Origin of the sequence: Companilactobacillus nantensis DSM 16982, from assembly GCF_001435815.1 — a bacterium.
GTDB lineage: Bacteria > Bacillota > Bacilli > Lactobacillales > Lactobacillaceae > Companilactobacillus > Companilactobacillus nantensis.
Genome location: NZ_AZFV01000001.1, coordinates 1 through 15,214, shown reverse-complemented (window position 1 = coordinate 15,214; position 15,214 = coordinate 1). Strand labels below are relative to the sequence as shown.

At 35.1% G+C, this 15,214-nt stretch carries 13 protein-coding genes and 1 pseudogene; 9 read left to right on the top strand and 5 right to left on the bottom strand.

What is annotated here, in order from left to right; genetic code table 11:
* Positions 1-208 precede the first annotated feature (208 nt).
* From FD31_RS00070 to FD31_RS00055, 4 genes are all read left to right on the top strand, one after another.
* Positions 209-1,018: a hypothetical protein gene (locus FD31_RS00070; protein ID WP_057890725.1), complete on the top strand. Its 810-nt coding sequence runs from the start codon at positions 209-211 to the stop codon at positions 1,016-1,018.
* A 417-nt stretch (positions 1,019-1,435) separates the two neighbouring features.
* Entirely contained in the window at positions 1,436-1,699 is a 264-nt protein-coding gene (locus FD31_RS00065; protein WP_057890724.1) for a type II toxin-antitoxin system Phd/YefM family antitoxin, read from the top strand.
* A 177-nt stretch (positions 1,700-1,876) separates the two neighbouring features.
* The gene (locus FD31_RS00060; protein ID WP_057890723.1) at positions 1,877-2,608 is read left to right on the top strand and encodes a hypothetical protein; all 732 of its coding nucleotides are present in this window, start codon (positions 1,877-1,879) and stop codon (positions 2,606-2,608) included.
* Between the two features lie 191 nt (positions 2,609-2,799).
* Positions 2,800-5,487, top strand: a complete 2,688-nt coding sequence (locus tag FD31_RS00055; protein ID WP_057890722.1) for a cation-translocating P-type ATPase — start codon at positions 2,800-2,802, stop codon at positions 5,485-5,487.
* 56 nt (positions 5,488-5,543) lie between these two features.
* Here the strand turns inward: FD31_RS00055 and FD31_RS00050 are convergent.
* Positions 5,544-6,323, bottom strand: a pseudogene (locus FD31_RS00050) (HAD family hydrolase).
* A gap of 220 nt (positions 6,324-6,543) precedes the next feature.
* On the opposite strand from FD31_RS00050, the gene FD31_RS00045 reads away from it, so the two are divergent.
* Positions 6,544-6,807: a hypothetical protein gene (locus tag FD31_RS00045; RefSeq protein WP_057890721.1), complete on the top strand. Its 264-nt coding sequence runs from the start codon at positions 6,544-6,546 to the stop codon at positions 6,805-6,807.
* A 331-nt stretch (positions 6,808-7,138) separates the two neighbouring features.
* Here the strand turns inward: FD31_RS00045 and FD31_RS00040 are convergent, their stop codons facing one another.
* From FD31_RS00040 to FD31_RS00030, 3 genes are all read right to left on the bottom strand, one after another.
* On the bottom strand, positions 7,139-8,002 hold the full coding sequence (locus FD31_RS00040; RefSeq protein WP_057890720.1) for a metallophosphoesterase family protein: 864 nt from the start codon (positions 8,000-8,002) through the stop codon (positions 7,139-7,141).
* Between the two features lie 410 nt (positions 8,003-8,412).
* On the bottom strand, positions 8,413-10,227 hold the full coding sequence (recQ, locus tag FD31_RS00035) for a DNA helicase RecQ (RefSeq protein WP_057890719.1): 1,815 nt from the start codon (positions 10,225-10,227) through the stop codon (positions 8,413-8,415).
* Positions 10,228-10,395: 168 nt separating this feature from the next.
* A complete protein-coding gene (locus tag FD31_RS00030; protein ID WP_057890718.1) occupies positions 10,396-10,887 on the bottom strand; it encodes a methylated-DNA--[protein]-cysteine S-methyltransferase in 492 nt (163 codons plus the stop codon).
* 80 nt (positions 10,888-10,967) lie between these two features.
* Here FD31_RS00030 and FD31_RS00025 point away from each other — a divergent pair, with 80 nt between their 5' ends.
* From FD31_RS00025 to FD31_RS00010, 4 genes are all read left to right on the top strand, one after another.
* Positions 10,968-11,519 (top strand): bifunctional transcriptional activator/DNA repair enzyme AdaA, encoded by a 552-nt coding sequence (locus FD31_RS00025; RefSeq protein ID WP_057890717.1) that lies wholly within the window; start codon positions 10,968-10,970, stop codon positions 11,517-11,519.
* Positions 11,520-11,804: 285 nt separating this feature from the next.
* On the top strand, positions 11,805-12,284 hold the full coding sequence (locus FD31_RS00020; RefSeq protein ID WP_057890716.1) for a PTS sugar transporter subunit IIA: 480 nt from the start codon (positions 11,805-11,807) through the stop codon (positions 12,282-12,284).
* 82 nt (positions 12,285-12,366) lie between these two features.
* Complete coding sequence (locus tag FD31_RS00015) at positions 12,367-13,194, top strand: phage integrase N-terminal SAM-like domain-containing protein (protein ID WP_057890715.1); 828 nt, start codon at positions 12,367-12,369, stop codon at positions 13,192-13,194.
* Between the two features lie 11 nt (positions 13,195-13,205).
* Positions 13,206-13,775, top strand: coding sequence for an LOG family protein (locus FD31_RS00010; RefSeq protein WP_057890714.1), 570 nt, complete (start codon positions 13,206-13,208; stop codon positions 13,773-13,775).
* Positions 13,776-14,020: 245 nt separating this feature from the next.
* On the opposite strand, the gene rbsU is transcribed toward FD31_RS00010, so the two are convergent.
* Entirely contained in the window at positions 14,021-14,911 is an 891-nt protein-coding gene (gene rbsU / locus FD31_RS00005; RefSeq protein WP_057890713.1) for a ribose/proton symporter RbsU, read from the bottom strand.
* Positions 14,912-15,214 lie beyond the last annotated feature (303 nt).

The window sequence follows — 15,214 nt, the reverse complement described above, 5'->3', positions numbered from 1 at the left end:
GAATAAATTTTTTTGACCAAATATAAATCTAATGTTTATAAATCTATTGTAAAGATATGGCGTAATGTAAAAAGATTGTAAATTCTTAATTATTTCAATTTAATATTTGTTCTTTTTAAGTAGACTAAGATTCAAGAACAATCAAAGATGATTTATACTCTCAAATCGTTTGTCAGAAATTAATATCCATATTAAAAGGAGCAGAAAATTGAAAAAGGGATTAATGGTAAGCAGTATTATTGCACTAATATTGTTTGCAGGTTTTACAACATACTATGGTAATATCAGATCAAAAAAAATCACCAATGAGCATGTGATATCAAAACAGAAGCAGAAGTTGCCAAAAAAATTTATTGATAAGAAAACCGCTGAACAAATTAATCGTAAATTTTATAGTCATGAAAAAGTTCAGGCAGGAGCAGAAATGTCTTTTGTAAAATATCCGTCTACTTTTTCTAAGTTGGTTGCTTCTGGACAGTTAACTATAATTGGTGAAATAACAGATTTAAAGAGCTATGTTTCAAACAGTCAACCGTATACAATTGCAAATGTGGGCGTGAGGCAGGTTCTACATGGGGATAAATCTAAACAAAATAAGACTATTCGCGTAATGTTTTTAGGCGGAAATATCACCAAGAAAGAAATGTTAGCTCCAGTAGCAGATAAGAAATTTATGGGTGTATCAAAAGCAGAAGCTTCTTCTGATGAGGTAGTTACGATTGAGTATAGTAACAATCGTTTACCAAAGGCTGGAGAAAAGATTACAATGATTATTTCTAAATCACCTAAAGGAGCAAATAATATTCCTGGAGAGTTTTGGGACATAAACTTTGTAAATAAGTCTACCTTTTTCCAAGATGATGACGGACTATATCGAAGAATACCCGAAACAAAGTCTTTTGGTGGTGGATCAGATGAAAAATCAAGTGGATTCTCCGAGAATGATTGGAATGAGCAAGATGATAAAAAAATGAATGATGGAATGAATGAACTTATTAAGAGTAAATTGAAAAAATAGGGTGAACCGACATCAGTCCTTCATCAAAATCTGAAATTAGGCAAAAAAAATGAGATAATACCACAAAAATTCAGTATTATCTCATTTTTTGATTCAATATTTAAAATTCATTTTTATGATTTTCCTTTTTAATGTAATTGTATGCAATGATCAAAACCAGAATCATTGCATTAAAAGCTAGTGAGTATTTTCCTGATACAAAAATAAAATACAATTCCATTATTAACATAATCAGAAGTAACATTCTGAATAGAAAATCTACTTTCTTACTCATTTTAATCATCTTCTAAAATAATTTTTGAAGTAGCGAACTGCGAATATGAATGGATTAAAGGTAGTATAATTTCATTTGAAATCAAGCACAAGAATTTACAGCAATATCTTTTTGACATTTTGGATTTTGCATAAAGGAGTACTATGATTAAGCAAATATCAATGAAGTATGCTCAACAAAACTTGCTCGAAATTATCAAAGTCGTTAATCAAACAGACACTTCAATGGAAATACTCGATTCATTGGGTTCATCACAAGCTGTAATCATGAGTGTCAAAGAATATAGAGCAATTCCGGAAACACTTTACTTAATGAATGATGGTACCTTAAATAAAGTTCATAAGGCAATGCAAGACAAGTCCGGTGAAATTGACCTCACTAATGGTATTGACTGGAACAAAATTTAAGATAGGGATTTATTAGCTTAAATGTCTTTATAAAATTATTGTAAAGTTGAACTGTAATGTAAAAAGACTGTAAATTCTCAATTATTTCAATTTAATATTTTTTTATTATGGTAAGTTCTTCGTGAAAATTGATTTAGCATTTTAAATCATTTATTTGAAGGGAAAGAAGATCTTACTATGAATATTGATAAATTTAGAAATTTATTGCGTCTAAAATTTGGAGTAATATTCAAAAATTTCTACTTGGGTACAGGTTCAATAATCGCAGTTGTTTTTAGTGTCGTACTTCAAGTTACTTTATCTAATGCAGCATTCAATGGGCAAAAAGGGCAATTTATTTTAATAATGACAGTTTTCTTCAATTCAATCATGTCCACTATAATGATGATAAGCATTCCCATCGCTCAAGAAAAAGAAAAGAATCGATTAAAAGCTTCAGTTGCCAATTCAAATAATCATACTGGATATTTGTTTGCAACTTTAATACCAGTTTTTCTAATAATAATGGGAATAAATATGGCTTTACCTCTGTTAAGTGGAGTTCAGATGAAATTGATTTCATATATTTTATATATGATAATAACAACGATTTTGACTATAATGAGCCTGATAATTGGACTGTTAATTGGTATCTCATCGAAAAAAATATCTGATACATCATACATTATTGTTTACGCAATTTTATTTTTAATTCTAATACCACAAATTGGAGCATCAAATGGCTTTTTTGAAAAGGTATCTAATTTCATATATACCGGTGTCTTATTAAAAATGTTAATGAAAGTATCAACGAATCAGCCAATCGAAATTAGTATTTTCCCTCTATTTATTATTACGATAGAATTTATCTTTTCAATTGCTTTAATCTTCATTCTAATTAGAAACAAACGATTGAAAATTAACCAATGAAATCGATTGCTTTATCTCCAGATATCATTTATACTAATTTCAACACAAGGGAGTAACTGGCAGAATCAAAGTTACCTGTGACAAAATCGTCAGCAAGACTTCGGTCTGGTTTTGTCTTAATTAGTGAGACTTGTACGCTATTTAGCGTGCAAGTCTTTTTTTATCCCTTAGCGAATACGAGGAGGATTATTTTGAAACAACAAAACAGTACGACCCGTTATTATGCCATCGCCAAAGATGCCTTATTAAAAACGTTCAAAACTAGTGAAGAGGGCTTAAGCGAGTCTGAAGTTAAACAACGTTTAGAAGAATATGGTCCTAACGCCCTAGCCCAAGGTAAAAAGCAGACTTTGATTCAAAAATTTTTTAACCAATTTAAAGATTTTATGATCATTGTCTTACTAGTTGCTGCCTTTATTTCTGGAGTGGTCGCCAAGGAATGGGCTGACGCTGCACTGATTTTAGCCGTTGTAATCATCAATGCAGTTTTCGGTGTTTTCCAAGAGTCCAAAGCAGAAGAAGCCATAGACGCTTTAAAGGAAATGTCGACCCCAGAGGCACATGTTAAGCGTTCTAATCAATTAGAAGCTGTTAGTAGCGAACAACTGGTCCCCGGAGATATTGTGCTCTTAGAAGCTGGGGATATTGTTCCCGCCGATATTCGATTACTTGATTCAGCTTCAATGAAGATTGAAGAATCAGCTTTGACTGGCGAATCCGTTCCAGTCGAAAAAGATATTACGGTTTTGCCTGATGAGGATATTGCTTTAGGTGATCGTAAAAACATGGCCTACATGAATAGTAACGTTACTTATGGTCGTGGTGTTGGCGTTGTTGTGGGTACTGGTATGCAGACAGAAGTTGGTCACATTGCTGGTATGATCAATCGTGCCGAAGACAGCAGTACACCATTACAAGATAATTTGAATACTTTAGGTAAAACTTTAACCTGGTTAATTTTAATTATCGCTGCCGTAATTTTTGGAGTTGGTATTTTCAACAATCCTTCAGAGCTACCAATGAATGAGCTAGTCATCGATATGTTATTAGCTGCTATTTCATTAGCTGTTGCTGCTATTCCTGAAGGTTTACCAGCAATCGTTACAATTATTTTAGCTTTAGGTACAACAAGAATGGCTAAGCGTAAAGCATTAGTTCGTAAATTACCAGCCGTCGAAACGCTTGGTAGTACTGATATTGTTGCATCTGATAAAACAGGTACATTAACCCAAAACAAAATGACTGTCGAAAAAGTTTACCAATACGGTCATTTGCAAAACGCTGATGCCAAGATATCTGGGGCGGACAAAGTTTTACAAGTTATGACATTCAGCAATGATACAAAGATTCAAGCCGACGGTAATTTAGTGGGTGATCCAACAGAAACTGCTTTGATTCAATTTGGATTTGATCACAACTATCAAATCGCTGATGAACTCAAAAAAGAACCTCGAATTGCAGAAGTACCATTTGATTCTGAAAGAAAACTCATGTCAACGATTCATCAATTACCGAATGGTAAACTTTTCATTGCTGTTAAAGGTGCTCCAGATATGCTGTTGCAACGAATCACTCAGATTCAAGCTACACCTGAGGAAGTTCGAACATTCACTGATGACGACAAGACAGCGATTCTCACACAAAATAAAGCCATGGCTACGCAAGCATTACGTGTCTTGGCTATGGGATATAAAATAATTGATACTTTACCAACAGAAGTTAATTCCGATACAATTGAACACGACTTAATCTTTGCCGGTTTAATCGGTATGATTGACCCTGAACGTCCTGAAGCTGCTAAAGCCGTGTCCGATGCAAAGAATGCTGGTATTCGTCCATTAATGATTACTGGTGACCATCAAGATACTGCTGAAGCAATTGCTGCTCGTCTTGGTATCATTAAACCAGGTGATGATGCAGCTGTTATTACAGGTGCCCAGTTAGACCAAATGAGTGATCAAGAATTTGCCAAAAAGGTTAAGAACTATTCGGTCTACGCTCGTGTTTCGCCTGAACATAAAGTAAGAATTGTCAATGCTTGGCAGAAGAAGGGGAAAGTTGTAGCAATGACGGGTGATGGTGTCAATGATGCCCCAGCCTTGAAGTCAGCTGATATCGGTATTGGTATGGGTATTACCGGTACCGAAGTATCAAAAGGTGCTTCCGATATGGTACTTGCTGATGATAACTTTGCAACAATTATTGTCGCTGTTGAAGAAGGTCGAAAGGTTTTCTCAAATATTCAAAAATCAATCCAATACTTATTATCAGCTAATTTAGGTGAAGTTTTAACCTTATTTATGATGACACTCTTAGGTTGGGATATTCTGTTACCAGTTCAATTGCTCTGGATCAACTTAGCAACCGATACGTTCCCCGCAATCGCTTTAGGAGTCGAACCAACTGAACCTGATATTATGAAACGTAAACCACGCGGTCGTAAATCAAGTTTTCTCAGTGGTGGTATTGGTTCAGCTATTATTTACCAAGGTATCTTAGAAGGTGTTATTACACTAGGTGTTTATGCAATTGCTTTGATGTTCCCAGTCCATTCTGGAAATGCGGCTATGCACGCTGATGCTTTAACTATGGCATATGCAACCTTGGCATTGATTCAGTTGTTCCATGCGTTTAACGTTAAATCAACCTATCAATCAATTTTCAAGATTCACCCATTCAAGAACAAAATGTTTAATATTGGTGTTGCTGCATCATTCATTATGGTTGCTGCAACAATCATGGTTCCCGGATTCAACCGTTTGTTCCACGTTTCAGAGTTAAACCTAGTTCAATGGTTAACCGTCTTAGGAGCAGGTATCCTAATGATTGTGATTGTTGAATTAGTAAAATTAGTTCAACGCCGAACTATGAAAAACTAATCACATTAAAATAAGCCATCAAGTTTGGGTAAAAATCCAAGTTTGATGGCTTTTATTTATTTTTTAAGATAGTTTTTTATTCCATACGCAACACCGTCAGCATCGTTAGTTTTAGTAATGAACTTTCCATGCTGCTTAATCTCAGCTAAAGCATTATCCATTACAATTGGTGTACCAACAGAAGTTAACATTGGTAAATCATTGTGGCCATCACCAAAGGCTGCCATTTCATTTCTCAACAAGTCCTCAAGGGCTTGAATATATCTAATTCCCTTAGACTTTTGGGCCTTCTTGCTAGTAATTTCCAAGTATTCTTTGCCAGAACGTTTAATACTGATATTAGGATTCTGAAGATTCAATAGGAAAGTATTCAACTGTTCCATTTCATCATTATCAAATGTAATCAGCATAATCTTATAAAAATTTTTATCGTGACTGAACAACGTATCATAGTCGATAATTTGAATTTTTTGCTCAGTCAAAGCAGCCTCATATTTAATACCCGCATCATTTTTATCGGAGTACTAGTGATCAACATCGTAGCAACTGCAACTGACTGACGGAAAATTTGTCTTAACTTGTTGAATGATCGATTTAATATCTTCAAGTGCTAATGGATCATCACGTAGCACTTGTAACTCATTAGCCGTTTTTTTGAAAATCAAGCCGCCATTAAAAGCAATCTGGGGATCTTTCAAACTTAATTTATCAATTGTTTCCGCCATTTCCATTGGTGCACGAGCAGAAACAAGGGTGAAGGGAATTTGGCTATCTTTAATCGTATTAACGTTGTGGTTGCTGACATGGCCATTGCTACTTAATAACGTACCATCCATGTCTGAAAAAATGTGTCTTATCAAAAATTGAATCCTCCTGAATCTCTTTAAAGATATAATTGTGAACTTGGATCTTGGTAACATAGTCTTGTTGAAAGTTTACCTTATGATTTTTTCTTTTGTAAAGAAAAATTTACAAATAAGTCAGGAAAATTAAATGCAAATAATAGGGTGCATTGCTAAACTTAAGTAACTAAATAACTATAAGGAAACCTATTCAATGACTGGCAAAACAGCTAAGCATATCAATAGAAATAGTTTGTTATCTGGAATTGCTCATATATTCTTTGAAATCATTTTCTACATTGGAATGTTCATTTCTATGTTTTTTAACTATCAAATTGTTGCATCAATTAGAAAACTTATTCTTATTTTAGCTATTATTAGTTTGTTTATGGGATTTGGGTCATTATTATTGACAATCTGGATAGGCATTTTAATTTGGTCAGCAGTATTATTACTGATTTCATTAGTCAAAGTATAATGACTGATTTCATTAGTCAAAGTATAATGACTGATCATATAAGACTAAACAGTTTGAATATTGATAATCACTTGTCCAATTAAATTTAAATGACACCGAATCTGAGTCGTCAGCAATACGTCTGATTTCTTAATGCTGACAGACGCGTTCTATGAACGAGTTCTTTAATAGATGACCAACTTATCGTTGAAACATAATTTACCATCATAATTTAAAACTATCCATTAATCAAAAAGATAGAAGAGACAGCTTTAATTGAAAATAGTATTGAGGGGAATGGATAGAATTTCAAATTATCCATTTAAGGTTACATAATACATATTATAAGAAGTTAAATATTTTTACCAAAGAGGGCTATTTTTTTTAAGTAATTTAAAGTATCTGTCCGATAATCATATTTGTTAATAATCTCATTCAATGCTTCGTCATTATGTGTAAATGCTTTGCCGTCAGAAAAAATTCGTTCATACAATTCAATGAATGGTAAATCATTTGCAGCCGCGAAGTTTAACTCATCTTTAATTGAGTATGAGACTTTGCGAAAGTCGATTCCACCATAACCAGTATCATCAAAAGTTATAATCGTGTACTGAGCGCGTCTGTCTGAGCTGAATTTAGACCAAGCCGTATATGGCTGACCAATTGAACCAGGATTTATGATTAATTGATCTTGGCTGCTAGTTCTGAATAATTGATGATGTGTATGGCCATAAATGGCTATATCATAAGGTTTATCAAACAATAATTTATCGAAACTTTGCTGTTTCTCATATGGTAACAGCTCATGACCATAGTTTTTAGCAGGATAATTGTGTGCTAAAAGGATTTTTAAGCCATTGATCGACGTATTTGAAGTGATAGGCCATGATTTGACTTGCTCCAGGTACTTATTATCAAGGTGATTGTAGACATACTTGACTAGCTCGACAATATAGGGTGTTTGTGGCTCATCAATGTAGGCTTTACCAATCGAAACGAGGTCTTCAAATAGGAAATTGTCCCAATTGCCTCGAATCATTTGGGTAGTATTGATTGAATTCAATAACTTCATTATAGAGTTGGTTCCGGGTCCTGGCATTAATAGGTCTCCAAGAAACCAATATTCGGAAACGTTTTGAGCTTCGGCATCTGCAATAACACTGCGAAAGGCAGTGTAGTTACCGTGAATATCCGAAATTATTGCCACCTTTTTCATTGATTGACCCCCTCTTTAACCCCTGCTTTTGTTGAATCATATTTAACTTTACTCTTTCTCCTTGCTGTTGCGTCGATTTGACGGTTTGTTTTTGGGTTTTTGTTTTTTTATTCATGTTTTCGTAAAACATTTTCTTTAAAATATATTTTCACACAAAAATATTCAATAATTCAAACAAGGCATACTCATTTATTGAGCTATTTCGTTAAATAAGTCCATGAACTCATCATCTAATTATCATAGAATCCGTCTCTCAGCACTCACCTAACCCCAATTTTGATCAAAATCCCCGGGTTTTGACTTCCCTTTGTTAAATATCATCGTGTTAAATACCGATATATCAGTCTTTTTATACTCTACTCTGTTTTTACACAAATTAGGCAAATAACAGTAAAAAAGTAGTCAGCTATTTAACTGACTACTTCATTGTTACTCTTTTGATCAGTTTGATAATCCTTAATGGTCTTGATAAAGCTCTCCCCATATTGTTCAAGCTTCATTTTACCTACCCCACTAACAGCCAAAAATTCCTGACTATTGGTAGGAATTCGAACACACATGTCCTTCAACGTTTTATCTGAGAAAATCATAAATGGTGGCAAAGCTTGCTTGCGAGCAAACTCGAGACGTAAACTGCGCAGTTTCTCGAACAAATCAACATCGAAACTGCCATCTGCAACCATTGACTTACTAGGTGTAACACGATTAAGATCACGTCTTTTAGCAACGTTGATTTTACCCTTTAATACGTCTGCACCCTTCTTTGACAAAATCAAAGTTGGATATTCTCCTCCACTACTACCGAGAAAGCCATTAGCAGATAAAAATTCAATCAAACGACTTGTTTCCTTCAATGTCTTATCCTTGAATATGCCAAAAGTAGTTAATTTTTCAAAGTGCCGCCAATCATTAGCAACATCTTCTTTTCCTACTAGGACACGGGTTGTAACCTTCTTACCGTAACGTTGTCCCATACGTACCACGCAACTGAGGACCTTTTGAGCATCTGACGTCACATCAACGACTTCACGATCATCGAGACAATTGGAACAGCGACCGCAAACGTCCGTATTTTGTTCACCAAAGTAATCTAAAATAAACTTCATCAAACAGGTTTCAGTTTCAGCATAACGACTCATTTCAAAGAGTTTATTCTTCAAACTAAGTTTATACTGGTCATCCCCTAATGATTTATCAATAAAGAACTGATGCAGTCGTAAGTCTGCTGGTGCATACAGCAAAATAGCCTCTGCTGGAAGGCCATCACGTCCCGCACGACCAACTTCTTGATAATAGCTCTCAATTGTCCCTGGAATCGTGTAATGCAGCACATAACGCACGTTAGTCTTATTAATTCCCATTCCAAACGCATTTGTCGCTACAATCACATTAATCCGATCAAATAGAAAGTCTTCTTGCTGCTGATGACGTTCTGAATCACTCAAACCAGCATGATAGCGTCCAACCTTAACATCGTTTTCCTTGAGAAAATTATAAATATTATCGACATCTTCCCGTCGACCAGCATAAATTATTCCGGATTCATCTATATGTGCTTTAACATAACTCAACACATACTCCGGCTTATCGACACCACGTTCAATCTTTAACGCTAAGTTATCCCGATCAAAGCCCGTTTTAACGATGTTATCAGCTGGTACATCTAAAATTCCTGCTAAATCATCTTGAACTTGCTCAGTCGCAGTTGCGGTCAACGCCAACCAAGCTGTATCACCGGATAATTGCTTCAACGGTTCAATCATCTTCAAATAACTGTCCCGAAAGTCATGACCCCATGACGACAACACGTGTGCTTCATCAATAGCTATCAGTGAAATATCTAGTCCCGACAACCAACTGTAAAACTCATCGTCAACAATCTTCTCAGGCGCAACAAATAACAGCTTAACGGCACCACTTTCGATATAGCGCATCCGTTCCTCACGGTCATGCCATTCAACCGTACTATTTAGAAAAGTTGCTGGAATACCAACTTCATTCAAACTATCGACTTGGTCTTTCATTAAGGAGATCAGTGGCGAAACAACTAGCGTCACACCAGGCAAAATAGTCGCTGGTAACTGATAACAAATTGACTTACCACCACCAGTCGGCATAATTCCCATGGCTTTTTCGCCGGCCATAACTTTTTCGATCAATTCCTTTTGACCAGGTCTAAAAGTATCATAACCAAATTCTTCTTTTAAGATGGCCTCTAATTTCAATCTAAAAACTCCTCATTTGTCTAAAAATAATATAGATAAAGCATATCACAAATTACTTAACAAATTGTGCAGTAGTTTATCATCCCTTATATGTAAGATTACGCATCCTATTTGGATTATATTTTAGAGAAAATAAAAACAGTTACTTATAAAAGTAGCTGCCTTAACTTACGATGCTTGCTCTAATGTCAAAAGTGCTTCTTTCATCGCCACACCTCCGCGATAACCACCTAGTTTACCAGCCTTTGTTAGAACTCTGTGACAGGGGATAACCATCAGTAGGGGATTCTTCCCCACAGCACTCCCTACCGCACGACTAGCTTTCGGACGCCCAATCTTTTCAGCAATTGACGTATAATCTGTTACCGCACCATATGGTATTTGTAAGAGCGCTCTCCAAACTGATTCTTGAAACTCTGTTCCTGTAATATCAGTCTTTAAAGTAAAGGTCTTACGTTGACCAGCTAGGTATTCTTTAATTTGATCAAGATATGGAGCTGCCTTATCTTCATTTTCAATCAACGGACAATCGTAAAATTGTTGCAACTCGGCTAATCCTTGATCTCTAGAACCAACAAAAGCTAACCCATTAGCTGTTGCTCCAATTAAATATGTATGCCGTTCAATCTTAAAAATATAATAATAAATTTTCTTCATAATTATTCACCAACTTTTATGTAGCCTTATTATATGCTAAACTTCACTTAAAAATCTTGCATTCTAATTCGAGGCACACTTTTATGAAACATCCCTTAACAGATTCACGCTGGAACGCTATTTTAACTAATGACCGAACTAAAGATGGCACATTTTACTATGGCGTTACTACAACTAAAATTTTCTGTCAGCCATCTTGTCACTCCAAAGCTCCTAAAAAAACTAACGTTGTGATTTTTAAAACTCCTGATGAAGCTTTAGAGGCTAACTTTCGTCCATGTAAAAGATGTCAGCCTACTGGTCAAAAGTTAACCAATGAACTGTGGGTCGAGCAAATTAAACAATATTTAACAAATAACTTTCAACAACACTTAACGCTTGATACGATTGCCAGTGATTGTCACGGTAGCGTATCTAACTTGCAGCGGACATTCAAACGTATCACGCAACAAAGTCCAACTAAGTATTTAGCCATGATCCGTCTTAAGCATAGTCAAGAACTACTAAATACTACTGATTACTCGATTAAAACGATAGCAATTCGTTGTGGTTTCAGTAGTGATACCTACTTTAACACCTGTTTTAAAAAGCAGTTTCACCAAACTCCAATTGCTTACCGTAGTCTAACTAAATAACTTTTACATATTATCATTTATTAATCGCTTCCATGATAGACATACCAACAGGTCTTGCAAATTATGATAATTTATCTATAATTGTATTAACGCATAAAATGTAAGCGCATTAGCAATCTTATATCGTGGTTTTGATTCACAATGGTCGTTTTGAAAATCGTTCTTTGAGGAGTATCACAATGTCTTCGGCAGATTCCAGTTACTTCAATCTAAACTTTTCTAGCGTCAAAGAAATCATTTGTCATCGAAGTATGTTGCTAAGAATTGCAAGGAGGAAGATTAAGTATGGGATTGTTCTCTAGAAAAAAGGTTGACGAATTCGTTGCTCCAGCTAAAGGTGACTTGATTCACTTAGATAAAGTCAGTGATCCAGTTTTCTCACAAAAACTCATGGGTGATGGTTTTGCAGTTACTCCTAGTTCAGATGAGATTGTTGCTCCAATTGGTGGTGTCATTGGCACAGTCTTTCCAACAAAGCATGCAATGATGATCACAAGTAGCCATGGACTAGAAGTCATGTTACACCTTGGTATTGATACTGTTGAATTAAAAGGTAAACCTTTTGAAGTCTTCGTTAAAGAAGGCGAAACAGTTAAGGCTGGTCAAAAATTAGCTACTATGGATCTTCAAGAAATTAAAGATGCTGGTAAAGATAATTCTATTATGGCAATCATTACTAATTCAGACGCTGTCAAAGAAATGGGCACTTTCGATGAAAAAGCGGTTGCTGCCGGTGACGACGTTCTGACTATCAATGTAAAATAACCACAAGAGTTAGGGCCTGCCCTAGCTCTTTTTTTACCCTATGCATGACAAACTGTATAATAAAAGTAAAGGAGGCGGTCACATGGTAAAAATTCCTTACTTAACTGGCTTTGAAGCCTATTTAAAAACCAGACATATTTCAGATAAAGCACACACCGAATATATGAACTCACTAACTGATTTTTTTAACTTTACTATTCAACACAATAACGACTATAAAATTTCTGAGGATATTAAAGATGTTCACGAAATGGACGTCCGTTTATTTAAAAACTTTATGCTTGATAACTTGCAGTTATCAGCTAGTACAATCAATAAAGTTATTAGTAACCTCAATGTCTATTTCAAATATCTCTTCAGTGTTAAAAAAACGCCAGAGATTCCCACTTTAAACGTCAATAGTGTAACTGTACCCAAGCAATCGGATTTTCCCGTAGCGGTCTTCTTAAAGCTTCATTATTACTTACAAGCTGACTTAAGTATTTATACACGTTTACTAATCTTGATTATTGCCAAAGGATTCAATTACAAAGATGCTCTTGCCGCTGATTTTTATAAAAAGTTCAATCAGATTTCGTTTGACGAAGAGGAACAACAATTTTTAAATTTATACAAAACGTACATCGAACCATATCGTTCATATTGGAATAATGATAATCTATTCCTAAGTCGTAACCGCGGGGCTAATACACCATTATTGACGGTACCTGCTATTCATCGAGATCTCAAAAAAGATAGTGAAGTCACACAGTTAGATCTTTCACCAAAGAAACTCTACACGACCTTCATTCTCTTAGCTTTAAGTACACATGATTTAAGTACTGATCAACAACGTGCCCTTGATGCACTCGATACACCGTCGTTAATGTACTATCGTCGTCTCAAACGGGAGACTAATTTTGATATATAGAAAGTGAAATTATGAAGAATATTGCAGTTTACTGTGGTGCGGCCACAGGTAATGACGAAATTTATACACTTGGTGCCCAAAAATTGGGTCAATGGATCGTGGAAAATAATTATGGTTTAACTTATGGTGGTGGCCGTTTTGGTCTTATGGGTGTCGTTGCTAATAGTGTTCTAGAACGAGATGGCTTTGTCCATGGTATCATCACTCAAGAATTAGCTGACCGTGAGCTCTCACATAACACACTTTCCAAATTGGATATCGTACCTAATATGTCACAGCGCAAGCAAGATATGTTAAATGATTCAGTCGCTAATATTGCTTTACCAGGTGGTCCAGGAACATTAGAAGAAATCTCTGAAGCCTTCTCCTGGACGATTGTTGGCGATAGTACCAATCCTTGTATCTTTTATAATATCAATCACTATTATGACGAATTGGCAAGTTTCTTTGACTCAATGACAGCCAAAGGTTTCATGGAACCAAGGACGCGTCAAACCTTGCTATTTAGCGATTCTTTACCAGAAATTGGTGAATTTATTAAAACTTATACGCCACCTATGTTACGTAATTACGACAAATAATAAGAGCATATTATTTAACTACTAAATTAAAATGAGTTATATTCTACTCGTCAGATAGATAAGAACCATCTGACGAAAATATACTCCTTAGATATACATTACAAAATGTGATTTTCTCATTAATACTACTTATAAAAAATATCCTCCCAATTTTATATAGTTAATAAAATAAACCAATTATAAACTCTCTGATATATAACAAAAAACACGTTGGAATTAATTTTCCAACGTGTTTTTCTTTCATTCTAAAGTAAAGTTGTAACACTACCTGCAATAACAACTAAAACTAAACCGACTAGGATATAACCCATTTCCTTTTTAGTTTTCTTTTCATGCAAGATATAAATACCACCAAGTGTAGCAATAACAACGTTCATCTGTGAAAGGATGAAACCAGTTGCTAAACCATTAACTGATGGTCGAGCTGAGATCAAGTATGTCAATGCAGCAAAGGCAAAGAAGAATCCACTAATGATATTCGTATATGAACTCTTTGTTTGGAATGGCTTACCAGCACGATTACTCTTCGTAGCAACGGCAAAAATTGTTGCAACAACTGCCATACCTAATGCTTGAGGTAAAAAGGCTTCAAAAGCATTAACTTTAACACCTTGTGGAAAGGCTGAATAACCAAGATAACCGATTTCGGCACAAGCAACTAGTAAAACACCCTTAACAGCATTCATACCGCCGTCTTCTTTAGGTAACTTCTTTTCACTAAAAGTTGTTAGCCAAACTCCGAAGATAATTAAAATAATGGCTGAGAATCCAATTAACTTAGCACTACCCTTAGACCATTCACCAAGAACGATAACGCTCCAAAGTGATGCCCCAACTAATTGAAAGCCGGTTGAAACTGGCATTGTTCTAGAAACGCCCATTTCAGCAAACGCGTAAAATACAAGAATCTGACCCATAGACCAGAAAGCACCAGACAAGAAACTAAATAGTAATGCCTTGCCTGACAACATTGGTGTCTGGCGAACTAAGGCAACCACGATGGCAAACAGTAACGTACCATAGGTTGTACCCAAAATTTGATTAACTGGCTTACCACCGAACTTACCGGTTAAGATTGGGAATAGTCCCCATCCAATCATTGGCATAAGACCAATTAATAGATTTAATGCACTCATTAACTAAAACTCCCTTTTAAAACTCTCGATTTAAAACTAATAGAACTCACCCAAAGTAAAATTAGTTTTGGACAATGCAAGTATTATATCAGAAAAACGAATACGTTTTCAAGATTTACATAATATTTAATTAATCATCTTTCACTGATTATTTTTCTAATTTTTTAATCTGCTTCAAAATGCTTAACTGCATAGCTTTATCATATCCTAGTCTGCGTAATAGAAATAGCGAATTTCAACGAAATTTCCGAATAAAAAAATAAACCTTCAGTTAATTAAAGGTTCTTTCTTAAACTTGGTTAG